Annotated in this window: 21 protein-coding genes; 12 read left to right on the top strand and 9 right to left on the bottom strand. The window is 42.2% G+C overall.

Features of this window, described 5'->3' with window-relative positions; all coding sequences use genetic code 11:
• Window positions 1-37: 37 nt before the first annotated feature.
• The 5 genes from V5739_RS12635 to V5739_RS12615 all read right to left on the bottom strand — a co-directional run bounded on the left by V5739_RS12635 (window position 38) and on the right by V5739_RS12615 (window position 6,089).
• Window positions 38-961, bottom strand: coding sequence for a GDP-L-fucose synthase family protein (locus tag V5739_RS12635; protein WP_423818442.1), 924 nt, complete (start codon window positions 959-961; stop codon window positions 38-40).
• A 37-nt stretch (window positions 962-998) separates the two neighbouring features.
• Window positions 999-2,132, bottom strand: coding sequence for a GDP-mannose 4,6-dehydratase (gene gmd, locus V5739_RS12630; RefSeq protein WP_423820476.1), 1,134 nt, complete (start codon window positions 2,130-2,132; stop codon window positions 999-1,001).
• An 82-nt stretch (window positions 2,133-2,214) separates the two neighbouring features.
• Window positions 2,215-2,610: a four helix bundle protein gene (locus tag V5739_RS12625; RefSeq protein ID WP_423818441.1), complete on the bottom strand. Its 396-nt coding sequence runs from the start codon at window positions 2,608-2,610 to the stop codon at window positions 2,215-2,217.
• A gap of 218 nt (window positions 2,611-2,828) precedes the next feature.
• Complete coding sequence (locus V5739_RS12620) at window positions 2,829-5,297, bottom strand: polysaccharide biosynthesis tyrosine autokinase (RefSeq protein ID WP_423818440.1); 2,469 nt, start codon at window positions 5,295-5,297, stop codon at window positions 2,829-2,831.
• A 3-nt stretch (window positions 5,298-5,300) separates the two neighbouring features.
• Complete coding sequence (locus V5739_RS12615; RefSeq protein ID WP_423818439.1) at window positions 5,301-6,089, bottom strand: polysaccharide biosynthesis/export family protein; 789 nt, start codon at window positions 6,087-6,089, stop codon at window positions 5,301-5,303.
• A gap of 269 nt (window positions 6,090-6,358) precedes the next feature.
• Here V5739_RS12615 and V5739_RS12610 point away from each other — a divergent pair, with 269 nt between their 5' ends.
• From V5739_RS12610 to V5739_RS12555, 12 genes are all read left to right on the top strand, one after another.
• A complete protein-coding gene (locus tag V5739_RS12610) occupies window positions 6,359-8,227 on the top strand; it encodes an ABC-F family ATP-binding cassette domain-containing protein (RefSeq protein WP_423818438.1) in 1,869 nt (622 codons plus the stop codon).
• A gap of 171 nt (window positions 8,228-8,398) precedes the next feature.
• Complete coding sequence (locus V5739_RS12605; protein WP_423818437.1) at window positions 8,399-9,223, top strand: O-methyltransferase; 825 nt, start codon at window positions 8,399-8,401, stop codon at window positions 9,221-9,223.
• Between the two features lie 507 nt (window positions 9,224-9,730).
• Window positions 9,731-10,432, top strand: a complete 702-nt coding sequence (locus V5739_RS12600) for an ABC transporter ATP-binding protein (RefSeq protein WP_423818436.1) — start codon at window positions 9,731-9,733, stop codon at window positions 10,430-10,432.
• A gap of 105 nt (window positions 10,433-10,537) precedes the next feature.
• The gene (locus V5739_RS12595) at window positions 10,538-10,696 is read left to right on the top strand and encodes a hypothetical protein (RefSeq protein WP_345597948.1); all 159 of its coding nucleotides are present in this window, start codon (window positions 10,538-10,540) and stop codon (window positions 10,694-10,696) included.
• Between the two features lie 483 nt (window positions 10,697-11,179).
• The gene (locus V5739_RS12590; protein WP_423818435.1) at window positions 11,180-11,755 is read left to right on the top strand and encodes a cob(I)yrinic acid a,c-diamide adenosyltransferase; all 576 of its coding nucleotides are present in this window, start codon (window positions 11,180-11,182) and stop codon (window positions 11,753-11,755) included.
• A gap of 154 nt (window positions 11,756-11,909) precedes the next feature.
• Entirely contained in the window at window positions 11,910-12,131 is a 222-nt protein-coding gene (locus V5739_RS12585; RefSeq protein ID WP_008272287.1) for a DUF2795 domain-containing protein, read from the top strand.
• Window positions 12,132-12,219: 88 nt separating this feature from the next.
• On the top strand, window positions 12,220-15,579 hold the full coding sequence (gene secA / locus V5739_RS12580) for a preprotein translocase subunit SecA (protein WP_345597944.1): 3,360 nt from the start codon (window positions 12,220-12,222) through the stop codon (window positions 15,577-15,579).
• A gap of 179 nt (window positions 15,580-15,758) precedes the next feature.
• Window positions 15,759-16,277: a DUF4199 domain-containing protein gene (locus V5739_RS12575; protein WP_423818434.1), complete on the top strand. Its 519-nt coding sequence runs from the start codon at window positions 15,759-15,761 to the stop codon at window positions 16,275-16,277.
• Between the two features lie 274 nt (window positions 16,278-16,551).
• Complete coding sequence (locus V5739_RS12570) at window positions 16,552-16,788, top strand: hypothetical protein (protein WP_423818433.1); 237 nt, start codon at window positions 16,552-16,554, stop codon at window positions 16,786-16,788.
• Between the two features lie 233 nt (window positions 16,789-17,021).
• Window positions 17,022-17,753, top strand: coding sequence for a VIT1/CCC1 transporter family protein (locus tag V5739_RS12565; RefSeq protein ID WP_423818432.1), 732 nt, complete (start codon window positions 17,022-17,024; stop codon window positions 17,751-17,753).
• 148 nt (window positions 17,754-17,901) lie between these two features.
• A complete protein-coding gene (locus V5739_RS12560) occupies window positions 17,902-18,399 on the top strand; it encodes a DUF2383 domain-containing protein (RefSeq protein ID WP_423818431.1) in 498 nt (165 codons plus the stop codon).
• 79 nt (window positions 18,400-18,478) lie between these two features.
• A complete protein-coding gene (locus V5739_RS12555; protein WP_423818430.1) occupies window positions 18,479-19,063 on the top strand; it encodes a DUF2911 domain-containing protein in 585 nt (194 codons plus the stop codon).
• A 123-nt stretch (window positions 19,064-19,186) separates the two neighbouring features.
• Here the strand turns inward: V5739_RS12555 and V5739_RS12550 are convergent, their stop codons facing one another.
• The 4 genes from V5739_RS12550 to V5739_RS12535 are packed head-to-tail and all read right to left on the bottom strand — an operon-like array spanning window position 19,187 to window position 22,429.
• The gene (locus V5739_RS12550) at window positions 19,187-19,888 is read right to left on the bottom strand and encodes a peptidoglycan DD-metalloendopeptidase family protein (protein ID WP_423818429.1); all 702 of its coding nucleotides are present in this window, start codon (window positions 19,886-19,888) and stop codon (window positions 19,187-19,189) included.
• A 7-nt stretch (window positions 19,889-19,895) separates the two neighbouring features.
• Window positions 19,896-21,302 (bottom strand): hypothetical protein, encoded by a 1,407-nt coding sequence (locus tag V5739_RS12545; protein ID WP_423818428.1) that lies wholly within the window; start codon window positions 21,300-21,302, stop codon window positions 19,896-19,898.
• Complete coding sequence (locus V5739_RS12540; protein ID WP_423818427.1) at window positions 21,283-21,900, bottom strand: hypothetical protein; 618 nt, start codon at window positions 21,898-21,900, stop codon at window positions 21,283-21,285. The genes V5739_RS12545 and V5739_RS12540 overlap by 20 nt, the downstream gene beginning before the upstream one ends.
• Window positions 21,884-22,429 (bottom strand): RNA polymerase sigma factor, encoded by a 546-nt coding sequence (locus tag V5739_RS12535; protein WP_423820475.1) that lies wholly within the window; start codon window positions 22,427-22,429, stop codon window positions 21,884-21,886. The genes V5739_RS12540 and V5739_RS12535 overlap by 17 nt, the downstream gene beginning before the upstream one ends.
• Window positions 22,430-22,904: the final 475 nt, after the last annotated feature.

Here is a 22,904-nt window from a genome sequence, read left to right as displayed (position 1 = left end):
CGATTGTGGGTAGTCATTAGTGGGTTGCCTCTTTCCACTACACCAAAAATTCCTCCTCATAAACTTTTGCAAGACCTTCTTCCAGACCAATTTTATGCCTCCAGCCAAGGTCGTGAATCAGGCTTACATCTAATAACTTTCGGGGCGTACCATCGGGTTTAGATCTGTCCCAGGAAATCGCTCCCGAGTAACCTGAAATGCCTTTTATCATTTCTGCAAGTTCTTTAATAGATAAATCTTCTCCTGTCCCAATGTTTACGCTAACATTTCCACTGTAAGTATTCATGAGGTGCAGGCAGGCAGCAGCCAGATCATCAACATGTAAAAATTCCCTTTTCGGCTCCCCGCTTCCCCATACTTCTACTGAAGCTTTATCTTCTACCTTTGCCTCATGAAACTTTCGAAGTAAAGCCGGAAGCACATGTGAAGTCTCAGGATCATAGTTATCATTGGGACCATATAGATTTGTAGGCATTACTGAAATAAAATCACAACCGTACTGCCGATTGTAATTCTCGCACATTTTTAGCCCGGCAATTTTTGCAATGGCATAAGGTTCATTAGTTTCTTCCAGTTTCCCTGTCAGCAGATAGTTTTCTTTTATGGGCTGGGGTGACATTTTAGGATAAATACAGGAAGAAGCCAGAAAAAGCAGTTTTTTGACACCACTTAAATAGCTTTCATGAATCACATTGTTTTGGATCATCAGGTTTTCATACAAAAAATCAGCTCTGTAAGTATTATTGGCCATAATACCCCCTACTTTTGCCGCTGCCAGAAAGACATAATCAGGTTTCTCCTCTATAAAGAAATTTTTTACCGCTTCCTGGTTTATGAGGCCGAGTTGGGAAGAGGTGCGAAAAATGACATTTTTGAAACCCTCCTGTTCCAGCTTTCGCAGTAATGCCGACCCAACCATTCCGGTATGCCCGGCTACATATATTTTTGAATCTTTCTCCATTTCTAAAATCTACCGTCTAACGTCCATAGACTACCGACTACTCTCCATTATAATCAAGTGTCTTGTGCCCTCCTTCTCTTAAATATTTTTCTTTACGGAAGAGGTTCACATCGGCTTCCATCATTTCCTTTACAAGGTCCTGTAGATCATATTTTGGCTTCCATCCCAGTTTTTCTTTACACTTTGAAGCGTCTCCAATAAGCTGATCCACTTCTGTGGGACGGTGGTATTTAGAATCTACCTGAAGTACCGTAGCTCCCGCTGCTACCTGGAAATTGGGATTTTCGCACTTTATCACTTTTGCAATTTCATGGATTCCTGTACCCGAAAAATCCACAGTAATTCCAACACAGGCAAAAGCCATACGCACCAGTTCTCTTACTGAAGTGGTTTTTCCAGTGGCGATCACATAATCATCCGGCTGTTCCTGTTGCAGCATGAGCCACATAGCTTCCACATAATCTTTTGCGTGCCCCCAATCTCTTTCGGCATCAAGATTTCCCAAAAAGAATTTCTCCTGCATTCCCAAGGCAATACGGGCAACGGCACGAGTTATTTTACGGGTAACAAAAGTTTCTCCCCTTAGCGGAGATTCATGATTGAATAGAATTCCATTACAGGCAAATATCTTATAAGCCTCCCGATAATTAATCGTTATCCAGTAGGCATACAATTTCGCAACTCCATAAGGGCTCCGCGGATAAAAAGGAGTGCTTTCGTTTTGCGGCACCTGCTGTACCAGTCCGTACAACTCTGAAGTCGAAGCCTGATAGATTTTAGTTTTATCTGAAAGACCCAACAGCCTCACCGCTTCTAGGATACGCAGCGTACCAAGTCCGTCTACATTGGCGGTATATTCAGGAGTGTCAAAACTCACTTTCACATGAGACATAGCCCCTAAGTTATAAATTTCATCGGGCTGCACTTCCTGAATAATCCTCGTGAGATTCATAGAATCACTCAGATCTCCGTAATGCAGCTTAAACCTGATATCCTTCTCGTGCGGATCCTGATACAGGTGATCTACCCTTTCTGTATTAAAAAGGCTAGACCTCCTTTTGATCCCATGCACCACATATCCTTTCTCCAGGAGGAATTCGGCCAAATAAGCACCATCCTGGCCTGTGATGCCGGTTATTAGGGCGGTTTTTTGTCGGGGTTCGTTATTAATAGCTCTTTTCTTTAAAGTGTTTTGTAATTCAATTATTTACGGAATAAGCTGTTGTTTATTGTTTGTAGTCTATGGTTTGTGGTTAAGTCTTCTTGAACTTAATACCTCGCATATCCGATTTCCGGAGGTAAGCCATGAATGCACCAATACGATTATCGACCTGAGTACAATCGGCTGCCAATATTTTAAACTCTTCTGTTGATATAAGCTTTTTATCCAAAGCTCTATAAAGTTGAGATTTTAATTCGGTAGCAGATCCTTTCGAATAACTTAGAAAGTTTATAAATTCCTGATTACCTCCTCTTCCGAAACCTTCAGCAATATTGTCCATTATAGAACCTGAACTACGTTCCATTTGATTTCTGAGCGAATAGTTTTTCCCTAAACCCGTTTCCTGAAATAAAGTTTCTACCTTCTGACAAATTACACGAGCCAGCTTCCAAACTTCCAGATCCTCAAATCGCTCCACTTTTCCCATTGTTTCTCAGTATTACAACAAACAAAAAACCAAAAACAACAAACAAATTTTCTTGTGCTCAAAATTCAGTAGTAGCTCCAAAGTTCCGTCTCCGACTTTCTATTCGAAGTTACACAGCCCCTCATTCCACTCTCACCCAATACGAGCTACGCGAGAATACCTTCTTTATTCCAGACTTTCCTCTTTCCTCTCTCCACTAATTTGAGCTATGCGAAAAATTACTCAAAATTCCGCATTATCTCCCTCCACTTCTTCTTTAGCTTGCCAGACCTTGTCTCCTGCTGTCCATATCCTTTACCATACTGGCCATACCCATAGCCGTAACCGTAGCCATAGCCGTAACCATAGCCATAACCATACTTGGCCCGGTGAACAAAGTGGTTAAGAACGAATGAAATATTCTTTACTTCACCTTTGTTATACTTCTCATTGATCACCTCCAGCATTCCGCGTTTGGTGTAATCCTGGCGAATGAGGTATAGAGTGGCATCAGCATATTTTATAAGGTTGAGCGCATCGGCAACCACACCCACCGGCGGGGTATCCATAACAATATAATCATAACGCTCCCGCAGTTCACTCATAAGGGTTTCCATCTGCTCGTTCATAAGTAATTCTGAAGGGTTTGGCGGAATTGGCCCTGCCGTGATCACATCCAAATGCGGCACCATACTTGGCTGTATGATTGCCTCCAGCGACTCCTGCCCTATAAGATAATTCACCACTCCCACATCGTTATTGATCTTAAAATCATCAAAGATCTTAGGTTTACGTAGATCGGCACCCAACAACAGGGTCTTCTTTTCACTCAAAGCAAAAACAGTGGCGAGGTTCATGGCACAAAAAGTTTTCCCTTCCCCCGAAACCGAAGAAGTGATCATCACCGTTTTAGAGCCGCTCACCCCCTGCTTTTTGTACATAAACTGCAGACTGGACCTCAACCCCCGAAAACCTTCAGCAATAGCCGATTTGGGTTTATTGAATACCGCAAGATTTGTGTCCATCCTACTTTTCCCAATCATGCCCAGAATGGGAATGGGTGATAAACGGGTGACTTCCTGTGCGTTGTGCACGTTGGTATTTAGAAAAACTAACAGGAAAACAAAAGTCAGCGGAATCATTCCACCCACCATTAACGCCATCACATAGTTAAGTTGCGTATTTGGTCCAATCTGGCCGCCACCGGTATCTTTGGCGGTATCAATAACCATAACATCACTCACGTTGGCTGCTTTAACGAGTCCGGCTTCACTGCGCTTTTCCAGGAACATATTATAAGTGCGCTCACTTATAGAATACTTTCGCTGGATTTTAAGCAGGTCCTGCTCTTCCTGCGGTAGTTTCCTAATTTCGGCTTCGGCCAGGGCAATTTCTCTATTAATGTCGCGTAGCTCCTGCCTGAGTAAGTTTTGAGAAGAAGACATATTTTCGAGAAGCACATCTTTTACTGCATTTATCTGCCGGTCTATATCCTGAAAAACAGGGGAATTTTCCTGTAGGGAATATTCGTATTTCCGCCTTTCTTCGGCAAGGGAAACAATTCGCCCTACTCCGCTAACAATACTTCCTTCAGCAATTCCCGCTACTGATGGTGCCGGTACATCAGAATAATCATTTCGTGATTGCAGGTAATCCTGCAAGGTTTCATAATAGGCCAGTTGACGTGAAATATCTTCTTTCCTCACATCAAGCCCTGTAAGTTTGGAGTTTAACTGACTGCTTTCCGCAGAAATATCCAGGATAGAATTGGTATTTCTAAATCTATTCAATTCATCTTCTACCACCTTAAGTTCCATAGCCTTAACACTTAAACTACTGTCAATAAACCGAATGGTCTTGGTGGCAAAAAGGTTCTTGCGCTCCAGCATATTTTGACTCAATACCCGAACAGTTCCGTTAAGGTAATCTACGATCTCAGCTTTATTATCTCCTGTCATGGAAAGATTTAAAACCGAAGCTCCCTGCGACTGCGGACTTACCGCCACTCCGCGGAACCTCCCCACAGTACCGTCAAAAAGCCGGAATTGCACATAAAATGGTTTATCTACAACAGGAGCACGTGGCGTTGGCACAAGCTTACCATTGAAAAATGGCAAATTTATAGGCTCGTTAAGCCGGTATTCACGGCTAAACTCCCCTTCCTCGACCACCACATTGCCATATTCTTTCGTATCATAATTATATACCGAAGCATTCCCTCCGGCAAAAGTCGTGCTGAGCGTAAAGGTTTCAGGGTCTTTAAAACGAATGGTAAAAGTGGTTCCCTGGGCCTGGTAAGCAGAAGTATCGGCCACTACTTTAAAAGGAGTGAAACCGTAAGCATTCACACGTTGATACTCTCCGTCCTGTTGATAAGCAATATAGTACTGCAAGCGCTCTACTACCTCTTCATTATGTGATCTTGACCGCAAAATGGTCATGGCCGTATTCACCTTGTCTGAGGTTCCTCCCCAGTTAAAAGTGAGGCTGGTATTACTGGTAAAAAAAGGGTTTTGATCGTCTTTTATGGAAATGGAATTCCCTAATTGATAAACAGGAAGTTTACGTACATTATTGTAATAAGCCACTCCCAGACTTATAGCTATAGACAACAAAATTAATTGCCAGTAGCTAAAGACTTTCAGCACAAACCCTTTAAAGTCAAATGTGGAACCTACATCACTAATATGATCATCTTCATGTGCCATACATCACCGGGTAATTAATAATATTGTTGAAGTTACAAACGCTAAAATAGTCGTGATAGTACGAAAGGCTTCCAGCCCTGTAGTACCCAGCCCCAATGCTTTCTGCGGAAGCGGATTCACGATAATAAGATCGTTAGGCTGAATATAATAGTACGGCGACTTCATTGCATCAATACTGGTAAGATTAATATGGTGTCTTTTCTCCCCGCCAGGGTACTGGCGCACAATCACCACATCGGTCCTGTCTCCGAACTCAGATATATCTCCGGCCTGGGCTATGGCTTCCATAATCGTCACCTGCTCTTTATAGATCACCTGGGTTCCTGATCCTATCTCTCCAATAGTGGTATATCTTATTCCCGCCAGCTTAACCGTGACAAAGATGTTTGCCTGTTCCTTGAAATACTTGTATAAAAGGGCTTTTTCGATCTTCTCTCTCACCTCCTCTACTGTGAAACCCAGCACATTCACCTCGCCCAGGGTGGGCACTCGAATATTTCCATGAGCATCCACTAAGAATCCGTCATAATAAAGCCTTTCTTCTCCCGTGGCGTTAGGATTTTGCTCCCCAATAGGGTTAAACATCCCAACCACGTCCTGGTCTATTGCCTTAACCCTGATACTTAAAAGATCATTAACCTGAATTCTATAGGGTTTCTGAATTCTTTCTATAGAAATTAAACTGTCTGCCTCCTTACCATCTTCCTGCAAGTAAATCAACCGCTTAGTGGGCACACAGGAAGAAACAAAAAACAGAATACTAACAACAACAATTAATTGCCTGATACTCATTTGGGACTAATAGCTTGAGACAAATATAGGTCTTGAAGGTTAATAATAAAATAATTGCATCACTAGTTTGTTAAATACTGTTAATCAAAGGCAGAAGGTTGATGTTAGCTGTAAGATTTTACACAAATGCATACCGGCGTAAGATTGTTCGAACTCCATTTAATCTTCAAATCCCCACATCCTCAAATCTTCAAATCTCCAAAATCTCTCTGCTAATTCTAAATTGTTAATTGATCATTGAAATACCTACTTTTGCCAAAAATATCTGTGTGAATTATTTATCTGTAGAAAATGTAGCCAAGGCTTACGGAGAAAGAGAACTTTTTTCAAATCTTTCCTTCGGAATTAATGAAGGAGACAAGGTGGGCTTTGTAGCCAAGAACGGAACAGGAAAAACCTCTCTCCTCAATATTCTTTCGGGCGCCGATACTCCCGATGCCGGCAATGTGGTATATCGTAAAGATATCACCACAGCTTTTCTTCCGCAGGAACCTAATTTAGATCCGAAGCTTACAGTAGAACAAACCATCTTTGCTTCAGATAATGAAATCCTGAAAGTCATCGAGCGCTACGAAAAAGCTCTCGAAAATCCTGAAGATTCCGATGCCTATCAAAAGGCCTTCGAACAGATGGATGCCCATCAAGCCTGGGATTTTGAAACTACCTATAAGCAGATCCTTTTTAAACTGAAGCTTGAAGATCTTCACGCTGTGGTAGGAAGTCTTAGCGGCGGACAAAAGAAACGTCTCGCCCTGGCCTCCATGATCCTGAATAAACCCGACCTCATCATCATGGATGAACCTACCAACCACCTGGATCTTGATATGATCGAGTGGCTGGAGGAATTCTTCCGGAAAGAGAACTTCACGATTTTTATGGTAACACACGACAGGTACTTCCTGGAACGTGTATGTAACGAGATCGTAGAGCTTGAAGACGGGAATCTTTACACCTACAAAGGCAATTACTCCTACTATCTAAGCAAAAAAGATGAACGCATTGCTTTAGAGCAAACCAATACCGATAAAGCCAAACAACTTTTCAAGAAGGAACTGGACTGGATGCGCCGGCAACCCAAAGCCCGTACTACCAAATCCAAATCCCGGATTGACGATTTCCACGAGATCAAAGACCGTGCATCAAAACGCCGTAACGACCACCAGGTGCAACTGGAGATCAATATGGAGCGCCTGGGGAATAAGATCGTGGAGTTTCATAATGTTTCCAAAAGCTTTGGTGATCTCCAACTGCTAGATAAATTCAGTTATAATTTTCAGCCCGGTGACAGGCTGGGAATCATTGGAAAAAACGGAACGGGAAAATCCACTTTTTTAAACATTCTCACCGGCACCCTTGCCCCAGATTCCGGGAAGATCACCATTGGGGAAACCATCAAATTTGGTTACTACACCCAACGCGGAATTGAGGTAAAGGAAGGCCAGAAGGTCATTGATGTAATAAGGGAATTCGGGGATTTTATTCCGCTGAAAAAAGGTCGACAAATCTCTGCACAGCAGCTGTTGGAACGTTTCCTTTTTGACCGTAAGAAGCAGTACGATTATGTCGAAAAATTAAGTGGGGGAGAAAAGAAGAGGCTTTACCTGTGTACCGTCCTTATTCAGAATCCAAACTTTCTTATCCTGGATGAGCCCACCAACGATCTCGATATTGTGACCTTGAACGTACTCGAAGACTTCCTGCTTGATTTTCCGGGTTGTCTTGTAGTTGTTTCTCACGACCGTTATTTTATGGATAAGATCGTGGACCATCTTTTTGTATTTAAAGGAAAAACCGAAATTGAAGATTTCCCCGGAAACTATACCGATTACAGGGAATATGAAGCCAGTTCTATAGCTGAACCTACCGAAAAGACCGAAGCTTCAACAGAGAAAAAAGCCTGGAAAAAAGAGAACAGCACCTCGGCCACCCTCACCTACAACGAGCAAAAGGAATACAACAGGCTCGAAAAAGAGATCCATAACCTGGAGAAGAAAAAGAATGATGTGCAGCAAAAATTCCTTGAAGACCTAAGCCCCGACGAGATCACAAAAGCATCCATGGAACTTGGAAAGATCGATGCTGAAATAGAGCAAAAAACCGAGAGGTGGTTTGAACTGGGAGATAAAGCCGCGGGCTAATTCAAGGTTCAAAATTTAAAGTTCAAGGGTATAGCAAGATTGGAATTTGGTGCTTGTAATTTGGAATTTATTGAAACTTCATAATATTTTTTCTTGATAATTGTTAATTGCTAATTGTTCATTGTCCTCGCTTACATAAAATTTCTCCTCCGCTCCACAAATCAGCATGGGGTGCATTCGCCTTTTGTTTATGGGCTGGTGACACGCTGTTTTTATGACCGAAGAAAACACGCTTCTTATGTGCTGCTGAAGCAATACCGAAGGTCTTTGCTGAAGGACAAAAGAGCAGTTAAAGTAAAAGATTTTGGTGCCGGAAGTAAAGTTTTTACGTCTGAAGTCCGTAAGCTGTCAAAAATGGCAAAAACGGCAGGTATTTCTCCCAAACGCGCCCGACTCCTTAATCGGCTGGTGAGGTATTTAGAGGCAGAAACAGCCCTGGAGCTTGGAACTTCCCTTGGGCTGGGCACAGCGGCAATGGCAGCCGGGAATAAAATAAAGGTCACTACTATTGAAGGTTGCCCCCAAACAGCTAAAATTGCTTCGGAAAAATTTGAGGAATTCAGATTAGAGAATATTCAGCTGATAGTTGGGAAGTTTGAAGAATTATTAGTTGAAAATGGAAAGTGGAGAGAGGAAAGAAATTCCAAATTCCAAATTCCAAATTCCGACTCAACTGAAAACCGCCAACTGACAACTGACAACTCAAAACCCACAACTCACAACTCTGAACTCTTAACTCATAACTTCGATCTACTCTACATAGACGGCAACCATCAAAAAGAAGCGACACTATCCTATTTTGAAAAACTACTCCCAACGGTGCATAACAATTCTGTAATGATTTTTGACGACATTCACTGGTCAAAAGGTATGGAAGAAGCCTGGGAAGAGATTAAAGCACATCCAAAAGTGAAGGTTTCTATAGATACTTTTCAATGGGGCCTCGTGTTTTTCAGAAGAGAGCAGGAAAAGGAACATTTCGTGATTCGTGTCTGATAAGTTTGCAGTGCGCAGTATTTAGTAGGCAGTTGTTTAAAAAGCTCTTAGCTTTTTTGTCATTTCTCCTAGTATAAAATTTCTTACTTCTAAACATTTCTCTTCTGGTAAGATTTTTTGCGCGTCCTCCTTTTAGAGCCGGGGCAAAGAAGCGCAAAAAAGATTACCTGTTCCTGATTGAGGAATTTCAAAATTACTACTTCCCACTGTGCATTACCTACTAAGAATATTCCGCTCCGCTGGAGCTTATTAAATCAACTTAATTAACACCCTATAGATATTACACTCCTCCGGAGCTTAATTATGCACTTATCCTCTCCCTGTCCTCTTCAAAAAAGTGGGAGAATTTTTCAATAGTTCCACTCCTTTAGGGAGAGTCAAAGGTGTGGGATGACACATAAACCTTCAAATCCCCACATCTTCAAATTTTCAAATCCTCTTTTTGCTTATTGATAATTGTAACAAACTCTCCTAACTTGCGTCTAACTTTTGAATTCACATTAGCTTATGAGCAGCGTTATTAAGATCAGGCAAATTACCAGGGATTTTCACCTGGGACAGGAAATTGTAAAAGTTCTAAAAGGTATCGATCTCGATATTGAAAAAGGAGAGTATGTAGCTTTTATGGGTCCTTCAGGATCTGGAAAATCTACCCTTATGAATCTCCTTGGGTGTCTTGACACTCCAACTTCGGGTCAGTATATCCTCAACGGTAAGGATGTGAGCCAGATGAGCGATGATGAGCTGGCAGAGATCAGAAATAAAGAAATAGGATTTGTCTTTCAAACCTTTAACCTGCTTCCCCGCACCACGGCTTTAGAAAATGTGGCACTCCCTATGATCTATGCCGGAGCCACAAAAAGTCAGAGAAAAGAGCGCGCCGAAAAAGTACTTGCCGATGTTGGCCTTGCCGACCGGATGGACCATAAACCCAACCAGCTTTCAGGAGGACAACGCCAAAGAGTTGCTGTGGGTAGAGCCCTGGTAAATAATCCGTCAATAATCCTTGCCGATGAGCCTACAGGGAACCTCGATTCAAAAACTTCTGTAGAGATCATGAATCTCTTTGATGACATACACGCTTCAGGAAATACCGTAATCCTGGTTACCCACGAAGAGGATATTGCCCGTCACGCCCATCGCATTATCCGACTTCGGGACGGGATGATCGAAAGCGACGAACGCAAAAAAGTTCTTAGTAGTCAGTGATCAGTTGGCAGGAAAAATCTTTTAAGACAAAACAATTTTAAGCAGTAACTTCTTCATTAAGAAAAAACCTCTGAACTCGGAACTCCTAACCCTTAACCAACAAAAATGTCATTTTTAGATAGCGACACGATTCTCTACATCATCATTATCGTGGTTTTCCTAGCCTTCTTCTTATGGAACGGCAATCGCACAAAAAAGAACCGGGAGCTTAAAAAGAACAGGAATTTCAGAAACCGGTACAACGAGCGAAAAAGAAAGAAATAAATTCTGCAGGTATTGAATTAACACTTTATAAGTACAGGATAATCAGATGATTTATTAAATTATCTTCTGAAATCTTTGTGCGCCATGAATGACTTCTGGAATAACGAACTATTCTTGTACCTGGCCCTTTTATGTGTTTGCGTCGCCTTTTTATTATGGATAAGAAGCCGTAAACGCAGGAAAAAAGAGCTGGAATGGAGACGTTCTTTAGGCAAAAACTTTCAGAAGAAATTCAGGAGACAAAAAACAGGCAAAGTACAGGATTCTTCAGCAGGGAAGAAATAAAAAGCCTCATTTATAATATTTCCACCTGACTGCTAAACTAAAATGATTCCGGAAAAAGACTTCTCAAAAATGTCATTTTCGGAACCTCTTCAGAAAATAACTTCCAAAGTTTAACTTCCTACAATCCCATTTTAAAACCCCTCTTTATTTTCTTACTTTAGGCGCCCTTTCTAACAGGAAGTTCTTAAAAACATAAAAATGAAGATTTATACTAAAACCGGCGACAAGGGAACAACCGCTCTTTTTGGCGGTACCCGGGTTCCAAAACACCATATTCGCATTGATAGCTACGGCACGGTAGATGAGCTCAATTCACACCTGGGCCTTATGCGCGACCAGCAGGTAGATAAGCACAGCCGCGAGATCGTTATAAAGATACAGGACCGTTTGTTCACCCTGGGGGCTATTCTTGCCACCGATCCTGAAAAGGCAGTGCTTAAAAATGGCAAAGAACGCCTTAATATCCCTAAGATCTCTACGGAAGATATTGAACTTCTTGAACAGGAAATTGACATGATGAATGAAGCGTTGCCGCACATGACACACTTTATACTTCCAGGGGGCCATCAAACCGTGTCAGTTTGTCACGTAGCCCGCTGTGTGTGCCGCAGGGCCGAGCGTCTTGCCACCGCGCTTTATGAAATTGAACCTTTTGAGGAGCAGGTGCTGCAGTATCTTAACCGCCTAAGTGACTATCTTTTTGTGCTGGCACGAAAGTTGTCTCATGACTTACAGGTGAAAGAAGTTAAATGGATCCCACAAAAGAATTCCTAAAATTGATTTCAACCAGCTTCTCTGCAGAAATCCTCTATTTTTAAAGGAATTACAGTAGATACCACGTTCTTAAAATTAGTGATAAAAAGATGATTTTTTTCTTGACTTTCTCGTCAAAAAAATTATTTTTGCAAAAATTTAAACCGATTAACCGATGTATTGGACATTAGAATTAGCATCCTATCTTAGCGATGCACCATGGCCCGCCACAAAAGATGAGTTAATTGATTACGCCATCAGGACGGGTGCTCCCCTGGAGGTTGTCGAAAACCTACAGGCGATTGAAGATGAAGGGGATTCCTATGATTCAATAGAGGAAATCTGGCCAGATTACCCTACAGATGAGGATTACCTCTGGAATGAAGATGAATATTAAAAGCATACCACAATAAAAGCAGAAAAAAGTCTCAGATTTGAGGCTTTTTTTTTGCTTAACTTTGAAATATTAAATACCACAAAAACATATGAGTTTTTTAGATACCGTATTGAAAGTTTTTGTCGGCGACAAGTCTAAAAAAGACATTAAGGAAATTCAGCCTATAGTCAATAAGATACTCGCTCTCGAAAAAGAATTTGAAGCTCTTAGCCTGGATGAACTGCGTGAAAAGACAGTTACTTTCAAAACAAGGATCAAAGATGCACTTAAGGAGGTGAATGAACAAATTGCCAACCTTAATACTGAAGCAGATGCATCTGAAGACATTACCCGCAAAGAAGATATCTACGCCGAAATAGACGCCTTAAAAGAAAAGTCTTACGAAATTTCTGAAGGTGTACTTAACGAGATTCTCCCCGAGGCCTTTGCTACTGTAAAGGAAACTGCCAAACGATTTAAAGACAATCCACAGCTTAAGGTCACAGCATCAGCTTATGATCGTGAACTTTCTGCAGAAAAAGATTATGTCAATCTCGATGGCGATTATGCCGTATGGAATAACTCGTGGGATGCAGCCGGGAAACCCATTACCTGGGATATGGTGCACTACGATGTACAGCTTATAGGCGGGGTTGCCATGCACCAGGGGAAAATCGCCGAGATGCAAACCGGGGAAGGTAAAACCCTTGTGGCAACGCTCCCCATGTACCTCAATGCCCTTACCGGGAACGGAGTTCACCTGGTAACGGTGAACGATTACCTGGCCAAGCGTGACAGCGCCTGGATGGCACCACTTTTCCAGTTTCACGGGCTTACAATTGATTGTATAGATTACCACAGGCCCAATTCGGCAGCACGTAGAAAAGCCTATAACGCCGACATCACCTACGGAACAAATAATGAATTTGGTTTCGATTACCTACGTGATAATATGTCGCATTCTCCCGATGATCTTGTACAGCGCCCCCACAACTACGCGATTGTAGATGAGGTGGATTCGGTGTTGGTGGATGATGCCCGAACCCCATTGATCATTTCAGGACCAATTCCTAAAGGAGACATTCACGAATTTGATCAGTTAAAGCCTGCTGTTGCCAATATTGTTGAAGTACAGCGAAAATACCTTACCGGGGTTCTTGCTGAAGCTAAAAAACTTATCGCCGCAGGAGATACTGAAGAAGGTGGGTTAAAATTGCTTCGCGTGTACCGCGGACTTCCAAAGAATAAAGCGCTCATTAAATATTTGAGTGAAGAAGGTGTTAAGGCCCTACTTCAAAAAACAGAGAACAAGTACATGGCCGACAACAACCGGGAAATGCCGAAGGTTGACGCCGAACTGTACTTTGTGATCGAAGAGAAAAACAACCAGATTGATCTTACCGATAAAGGGATCGAATTCCTTTCTGGGAAAGATGATCCCGATTTCTTCGTAATGCCCGAAATTGGGATGGAGATCGCCAAAATTGAAAAAGAAGGCCTTTCCAAAGAACAAGAAGCCGAGAAAAAAGAAGACCTTTTCCGTGATTATAGCGTGAAAAGCGAGCGTATTCACACCATGCGCCAACTCCTTAAAGCTTACACCCTGTTTGAAAAAGACACAGAATATGTGGTAATGGACAATAAGGTGAAGATCGTAGATGAGCAAACCGGGCGTATCATGGAAGGCCGCCGTTACAGCGATGGGCTCCACCAGGCAATTGAAGCCAAGGAGAGTGTAAAGATCGAAGATGCAACGCAAACTTTTGCTACGGTTACGCTTCAGAATTACTTCAGGATGTACAGCAAACTTTCTGGTATGACCGGTACTGCTGTGACCGAAGCCGGAGAATTCTGGGAGATCTACAAACTTGATGTAGTAGAAATTCCTACTAACCGCCCTATTGCCCGGCAGGATAAAGAAGACCTTGTTTACAAGACAAAACGTGAAAAATACAATGCTGTAATTGATCACGTGACCGAACTTTCAAGGGCCGGGAGACCTGTACTTATTGGTACAACTTCCGTAGAAATTTCAGAATTACTTAGTAGAATGCTTACGCTTCGAAAAGTTCCTCACAACGTATTGAACGCAAAACTCCATAAAAAAGAGGCCGATATTGTTGCCGAAGCCGGTAACAGCGGCGTAGTGACCATTGCCACCAACATGGCCGGTCGTGGTACCGATATCAAACTTTCTCCTGAAGTGAAAAAAGCAGGGGGTCTTGCAATTGTAGGTACAGAGCGCCACGATTCGAGACGTGTAGACAGGCAGCTTAGAGGTCGTGCCGGTCGCCAGGGAGATCCAGGTAGCTCACAGTTCTACGTGTCTCTTGAAGATAATTTGATGCGCCTTTTTGGTTCAGAGAAAATTGCGAAGTTGATGGACCGAATGGGTCTCGAAGAAGGAGAAGTGATCCAACATTCCATGATCTCGAAATCTATTGAGCGCGCCCAGAAGAAGGTAGAAGAGAACAACTTTGGTGTACGTAAGCGTCTGTTAGAATATGATGATGTGATGAACGCGCAACGCGAGGTGGTTTACAAGCGCCGATACCATGCCCTTTTTGGGGACCGTTTGCGCGTGGATATCGCTAATATGATCTATGATACTTCGGAAAATATTGCCGAAACAAACAAAATGGCGAGCGATTTCAAGAACTTTGAATTCGAATTGATCCGCTATTTCTCCATGAGCTCTCCTATTACTGAAGAAGAGTTTGACAAAATGGACTTCCAGAAGATCGCACAGGTGATCTATAAAGCTGCTTATGAGCATTACCGCAATAAGATGAAGAGCAGTGCCGAAGCTGCCTACCCCGTGATAAAGCAGGTGTGGGAAGATAAAGGCAACAACTTTGAAAGGATTGCGGTACCGTTTACTGACGGGGTAAAAACCCTGCAGGTGGTAACAAATCTTGAAAAAGCTTATGAATCTGAAGGAAAGCAGTTAATCACCGATTTCGAAAAGAACATAAGTTTAGCTATTATTGATGATGCGTGGAAGACCCACCTTCGTAAAATGGATGAGCTTAAGCAGAGTGTTCAGCTGGCGGTACATGAGCAAAAAGATCCGCTTTTGATCTATAAGTTCGAAGCTTTTGAGCTGTTCAAGGTAATGCTTGACCAGGTGAATAAAGATGTGATCTCCTTCCTTTTCAAAGGGGAACTTCCGGCACCAAACCCAGAGCAGATCCGCGAAGCGAGACAGACCCGAAGGAAAGAAAATGTGGAGACCTCAAAAGAAGAGATCCCTAATATGGACGAGAGAGCTGCACAGAGCAGGGCCGCAGGCCAAACTCAGCAGCGCCGCCCGCAGGTAACCGAAACCATTACCCGAGAACGTCCTAAAATTGGTCGTAACGATAAGGTAACCATCAAGAACGTAATGACCGGTGAAAACAAGAGCATGAAGTTCAAACAGGCTATCCCGTTATTAGACAAAGGAGACTGGGTACTTGTTGATGAATAGTTAGTGGGCAGTGGTCCGCCAATACTTTAATATTACATATTTCTCCCCTTAGAAAAGAGGAGATGCCCGAAAGACAGAGGGATAAAGCCTGAAAAGCAATTTTGCTTTTCAGGCTTTATCTTTTTATTCTGCTTTATTTGTTCCATTTTCATTAAGTTTAAAGAACCAACTAAACTACAATGAGAAAATACCTTTTTGAAATCAAGTGGGCAGTCATCTTTTCTGTGGCTATGATCCTCTGGATGCTGGGAGAAAAACTCTTTGGCCTGCACGACGAATACATTGCAGAACATTCATTTTACACCAGCTTTTTTGCCATAGTGGCTATTGGTATTTACCTGCTCGCCCTCTACAATAAAAGGAAAAATTATTATAACGGGGTTATGAACTGGCAGGAAGGCTTTAAATCGGGAGCTTTTTTAACCCTTGGTATCGTGATCCTCTCCCCTTTTGTACAACTCCTAATAATTGAAGTGATCACGCCCGACTACTTCAGTCATATCACCGAATATTCTGTGGAAGCAGGAGAAATGACTCCGGAAGAAGCCGAAGCCTATTTCAACCCTCAAAACTACATTATTCAGAGTATGTTGTGGGCGGCAATAACTGGTTTGATCACAGCAGCCATTACAGCGCTCATGTTGCGGCGAAAAGTACCAAATCCGCATCAGGTTAAAGGCACTACCCCATACAGGTAGATAAAAAAGAAAGATTTCTAAATCCTTCCGCAGGAAAATTATAAAAGGACTGTAAGTAGATTCCTTTATTTCTTCGGAAAAAAATTTTTAGAAGGGGTCTTAAAAATGCCATTTTTGAGACCCCTTTTTAACAGGACATTGGCAGGAAAAAATTCAGCTGGTGCTTAACTTCATGGAACAACCCTAAAAAGTATCCAATGAAAATTGAAGACAACGAGAAGAAGATCAAACTGGCCGAAGACCAGGCAAGGCATATTCTGCAGCGCTGGACTATATGAAGGAAATGGATAACCATGCCGAAAAAGAGGTAGATGATTATATTATTAGCCTTGCTTCAGAAGAAGCCGAAGGCACCTACCAGCTGCAAGACGGAAAATTAAAATGGAATACGCCCGAAGAAGGCTTTAACACGCATCTTGAAATTGTGGTGCGAGATAAACACGATAAACGTTTTATTCCCGGCCTAAAAATCCGCGGTAAGTACTTGATGACCAGGGAAAGGAAATTATAGAAACAGATTTTTCATTTTTATGGCATCCGTTCCTGTTGCATTACGGCGCATTCTTTAAAATTCCGAAGGAGGGAAAATATAACGTTTAGCTTGAAATCCCGGCTCCCGAATTCCACAGGCATGATGAGATCAAAGGCAAGCGATTTGAAAAAGATGTACAGGTAGAGATCGAAATTGAAATGGAAACCGGGAGAGAACCTCATGGTCCCGAATAATCTCTAGATTTAATTCCCATGCAGGAAAAGCAACTTCATTCCGGCAACAAAATGCTCTTTTTCAACAAAGATTATATTTCCGAATTTGTTTACGGCGGTATTGATGGGGCTATTACCACCTTTGCCGTAGTCGCCGGGGCCGAAGGAGCAGATTTGGGAATTCAGGTTGTGGTGATTCTGGGAATGGCCAATCTTATTGCTGATGGCTTTTCTATGAGCGTGGGAAATTTCTTTTCAACAAAGACCGAAAGAGACACTTTTGAGCGCCATAAACAAATAGAATACTGGGAAGTAGAAAATCTTCGGGAAAAGGAAGTACAGGAAATACGTGAAATTTATGCCGCAAAGGGCTTTAAAGGCGAACTGCTCGAGCAAGTAGTTGAAGTAATTACGGCCGATAAAGAGGTGTGGGTAGACACCATGATGAAAGAGGAACTGGAAATGGTGAAAAGTGATAAAACTCCTTACAAAACTGCAGGCATGACCTTTTTTAGCTTTGTAATAGTAGGGTCAGTCCCACTACTTTCATATTTCTTTGCAGGCAGCGGGCCTGCCATTGACGAAGAGCTCTTTCTCTTTTCCTGCATCCTCACAGCAGTAGCCCTTGCAATAATTGGTAGTTTAAAAAGTATTGTCACCGAAAAGAACATCTTTTTTGGCATTTTAGAGACCCTCTTTTTGGGAGGAATAGCTGCTTTTCTAGCCTATTTTGTAGGAGATGTGCTTGAGAAAATGTTTGTAAACTTCTAGTTGTTTTCTAAGACTTTAAATTCTTAACAACTGATTTTTTATTCTTAAATTTTACTGAATATTCTATTAAAAATCAGCTATTTAACAATTGATTGGCAGATCATAATCTGTTTCTGTAGTTATCTTCGAACATATAAAATTGACAACTATGGAAGATCGTTACTCTAAATTTAAGAAGTTGAACTGGCTGCTTACAGAGAGTTTTGAAGCAGAGCGTATATACTACAACGCAAGTGAAGATGTACAGCAAGTGGAGCTGAAGCGATTTTTCAACCACGAGACTGTAAACCGGAATCGCTTTAGCTACGAAATTTCGGAACAACTGGTACAGGCGGGCATAGAACCTGCAAGAGATTGGGTACAAAAAGGAAATCTTGATCGTGACTGGCGGGAGGAGAGAAAAGCCCTTGTAAAAGCCAAACCTCTAAAGCTTCTGAAAAAATGTAGAAAAAAGGATCAGGAAAACCTGGAACTTTATAATGAATTACTGGAAAAGAAAGCTTTACCAAAAGAGATCCTCAAGCTTTTGAAAAAACAAAAAGAAAGCATTGAAAATGCTGTGGAGAAATGCCAGAAGTATGAATCTGGTGAAGAAGCTTTAGACCCTTCCAACCAGCCGCGAGTCCGAAAACTGAAGGCGGTATAAACTAACCTTCCGGTACATTTCTAAATGAGGTCGGGATATAAAATGTGAGCTTCCGGTGGAAAATCGCTATCTTTAATCTATGCGAAGTAAGTTTAGAAAAGGTCTCGCCGGACTATTTGTAGTCCTGGGGGTTGTAATGCTTATCTACATAATTTATAAGAATAACACCAAATCTTATAGTCCAGAAGATACTATAGAATATAACAGTGGGGATCTACACCTCGAAATCTTTTACAACAGACCTTATAAAAAAGACAGGGAAATCTTTGGCGGCCTTGTGCCTTACAACGAAGTGTGGCGAACAGGGGCAAATGAAGCTACCACCTTTACAACTTCAAAAGATATTCTCGTAGATGGTTCGCCACTTTCTGCCGGCACCTACACGCTATGGACGGTCCCGATGGAAGATTCGTGGAAGGTGATATTTAATTCTGAAATGTACCCCTGGGGTATTACGGCAGACAAGCTTCCGTCGCGTATAGCAGATTATGATGTGCTTACCATTGAAGTTCCTGTTCGAAAGCTGAAAAACCCCGTAGAACAATTTACCATAAATTTTGAAGAGCAGCGCGAATTCATCAATTTAAATCTGGCATGGGATCAAACCCTCATACGTGTTCCTATAAGAGATCCGGAGACACTGCAACGAGTAAGAGCTTTCTAAAATGGCATTTTTGAGAGGTGATTTTGTTAGATTTCGAGTTAGATCTCGAGGCTTTGGAAAAAAACATTAATTCTCCTTTCAAATCATCATCTTTACTCTACTAAGCACAATTCATTAAAGCACTTACTTTATCTTCAGCAGTAAGTTTGGATTGGGACAGTTATTCAGGAAGAAGTCCAGCTCTTTTTTGTTGGCTACACCTGGATAGTCCCCTACTTTTCCGTGCAAATCAAGAATGACCTGAAAATGAAGATGGGCGGCGTAATTACCATTTTCAGAAGCGTCACCTAAAGCAGCGATTTGTTCTCCCTGTCTTAACATTTGGCCTACAGCTAATCCTTCTAAAGATTTCCTTTGAAGGTGGCCATAAAGGGTGTAAAAGTGCTTTCCTTCAGCCCCATGTTCAAGAATGATCGTAGGGCCATAATCCCCAAAGTTGTCGTTATTCCGGAAGCTGTGGATCTTCCCATCAAGCACCGCCAAAACTGCAGTGCCCGCCGGAGCCCAAATATCTACTCCAATATGTCTGTTCCTTATTAATTCCTCATCTTCAGCCGAAGAAAACAATTTGCTGCGCCTGTAAAGTCCGCGGTGTTCGTTATAGCCGCCCCAGGCTACTTTTCCGCCTTTCTTCCGAAGAAATACTTCAATAAAATTCTGAAAAGCTTCCGGGGCATCTAATTGCTTCTGTGTCAATTCAGCATTATTAACCGAAAGATCGACGTGCTGATAATCTTCCAAAGAAAAACCGGCATAAATTACAGGTGTAAATCCTGTAGTGAGGCCGGTTAGAAAATGAGCATCTGGCATGATGTTTTTTGCCAAAAATAAATTACTTCAGCACAACATCACTAAATTTTGCAAAGATATTTATCGCTGCTCCCGCATTCTGGCTTCCATTGTAGCCCTTCAGTTTTTGATTATCGTAGGAGTTACTTGAAGTCAGGTTGAGTCCTTTAGGGTATTTCACTGTGCTATTGGTTCCATTATATGTAAAGTTAAAAGCGCTTTCGGGCAGGTCGAGGATAAGGTCTGAATTCTCCAAAGTAACATCCAGACTTTTAAACTTAGGAGACACTTTGTCGATCTTAAGCTCTCCAAAAGTTCCTGAGAGAATTCCTGTCTCCCCCAATTCTTTAAGGTAAACACTACTGGAATTGGAATCGAGCTTCAGGCTCTCGGCTTTTTCAATTTTAAGATCCTGCACATAGGCGGCATTGAGAACGCCATACTTCCAGCTCTTGATCATCACAGGAGTATACGCAACCCTAAAATTGGTATTTTTCCCTGCTATTTCTGCAGCATTGAACTTTGAATGTGAAACCTCTCCTCTTAGATTGTTTGTGGTGCCGGCAAGCTTCACCTCCCCGTGACGCACCTTTAGTTTAAGCTGTCCAGACCTCGGAATTTTCACCTTCAACACTTTTTTAGCCATGTTATGGTCTTTGAGCACAATAACGTTAGCCCCTGATTTAGGATTTTGATTGCGAGCTTCCTTTTCAATATTGGCAGCCCAGGCTTCCATTTCCTTACCAAAACTTTCACCCCACTTTTCCATATCTTTTTCGAAGGTCTTTCCCCAGGCTTCCATCTCCTTCTCGAAATCCTCACCCCAGGCCTCCATTCTCATTTCATGCTTTTTCCAGAGCACAGAATCCTTTTCAAACTTTTGAGCCCATTCTTCCATGGCTTTTTCAAAGTCTTTCCCAAAATTCTTTTCCATCTGTTTCTCGAACTTCTCCATATATTTCTCGCCATCTTTCTGGTACTGTTCGTAGTCAAAATTGATATTCCCCACACTCGCATAAAATTCTGGCGGCAGTGGCGGGTTTGTCGCGAGGCTCTCGAGCATTGGTCCCATCATTTCGGTGAGGGGTGCTATCATTTCAGGTAATTTTGCAAGTGGTGCCTGCAGGGCAGCCATATTAAAATCTCCCGGGCCGCCTGGCGTAGCTTCAGAATGTATCCTTACTTCTGAAGCCGATCCATCTACATCAAGCCTCCAGCTTTGCAGCATCTTATTCTGGCCCTCACTGCCACTGCCACCTTCGAGAAAGGCCGAAACCTGCACTTCGTTCCTGTCCCAATACTCCACGTCAATATGCGTGTGGCGGGCGTTAATATTAACGGTTACATCCTTATTCGTCTTAAACGTTTTATTTAATTTACTCGTTTGCGCCAGGCCAGCGGTTGCACAAAGCAGCGCAATAATTGCTGTTTTAAGCTTTGTAGTTTTCATTTCCCTGTATTTTTGATTGATTGATATCTTTAATTTTATTCTTCAGTTTGTACAATAGCTCCAGCCTAAGCTGCAGGTTAGAGATCAAAGCCTCAACACTGCTTTCGGTAAGGCCGGTTTCACTAATTTCGGCATTCAACTTTTTGTATTCCTGGTCAAGACCTGCCAGTTGTGTCATAAAAGAATCTACTAATGCCTTATTCGATTCATTCACATCCAGTTTCGCAAGCTCAATATTCAGGCTTGCCAGGTAGAAATTCTCAATCTTCCTGAATTCTGGAGACTCATCGCTAAGCTGATATTCTTTGGTTACCTCGATTTCCTCTTCCTTTTCCTGTTCAACCTCTGCGGGAGCATCGGTGATCTCATTTCCGTTAAAAGTTTCTTTATTGTTAAGGAAGAAGAAGCCTACACCCAGTGCTACGACCAGCACGGCAGCTATTTTGAGGAAGAAGAAACTCCTGTTAGAAGATTTTTCCTGTTTATTCTCCGGAAAATGCTCTTCCAGCCTCTGTTCAAATCTATTACGATGTCCTTTTGGGGGTTGAGAAGGCAGCGACTTGTCTTCCTGCAACATCTTTCTAATATCCTGTGCCATATCTTTTCTCTTTTAATTCGTCCTGTAATTTTTTCTTTCCGCGGTGAACAAGGGTCCTGGAAGCAACCTGTGAAATGTCCAGTATTTCTGCGATTTCCTGATGGTCATAACCTTCCAGTAGATACAACATCAACGGATATCTGTATTTTTCGGGCAATTGCTGCATCGTCTCCTTCACCTCTTCAATACCTATCCCATCATCAACATTCCAGTTCTCTTCCTCTTCAACCGTTCCCAACACCTGTTCATTGATCGCAACCATCTCCAGCTTTCGGGCTTTTAATTTATCGAGACATTTGTTTATCACGATCCGTTTAAGCCAGGCCCCAAACGATACCTCGCCTGTAAATTGTGCCAGTTTTTGAAAAGCCTTTATAAAAGCTTCCTGCATGGCATCTTCAGCTTCAAACGGATCATTTATGAACCTCAGGGCCACATAGTACATGCCGTCGCAATACTTATTGTAGAGCTTGAGCTGGGCTCTGCGGTCATTTTGTTTGCAAGCCTCTATTAATTGATGTTGTATCAAAATAACTTCAGTTTGGTTGGGTTTCACTTTAAAGACGACAGGAAATAAGTCGCGTTGCAAAATTTATCACTAAATGTAGATTTTTTTCTGAATACCTGCGGAAGCGTGGCGGGTTGCGGGTTTTTCAGTTGCGGGTTGCAAGAGCTGCTGAAAATGGCATTTTTAGAAGGTAATACTGCGGAAGAGGTTCGGGTTGCAAATTGCGGGTTGCGGGTTTAGCACGGTTGCAAGTTCCCTTTTGTTATTTCGAAGGAGGTTTTTTACGACTGAGAAATCTCTTATGGAATGGAAAATTGTCGGTTGCTGGAAGGCCGGGAAGAGGTGCTGAAAATGGCATTTTTGGGAGGTAATACTGCGGAAGCGTTGCGGGTTACGGGGTGCGGGTTACGGGTTTTTCAGTTGCAGGTTGCAGGTTCCGGGTGTTGTCCAGTTGCAGGTTGCGAGCTGAGTGATCTCTACCCCAGGTCAACAACTA

It is taken from the genome of Salinimicrobium sp. TIG7-5_MAKvit, from assembly GCF_049569215.1.
GTDB lineage: Bacteria > Bacteroidota > Bacteroidia > Flavobacteriales > Flavobacteriaceae > Salinimicrobium > Salinimicrobium profundisediminis.
The sequence above is the reverse complement of the archived record's forward strand: the minus strand, read 5'-3'. Positions and strand labels throughout refer to the sequence as shown.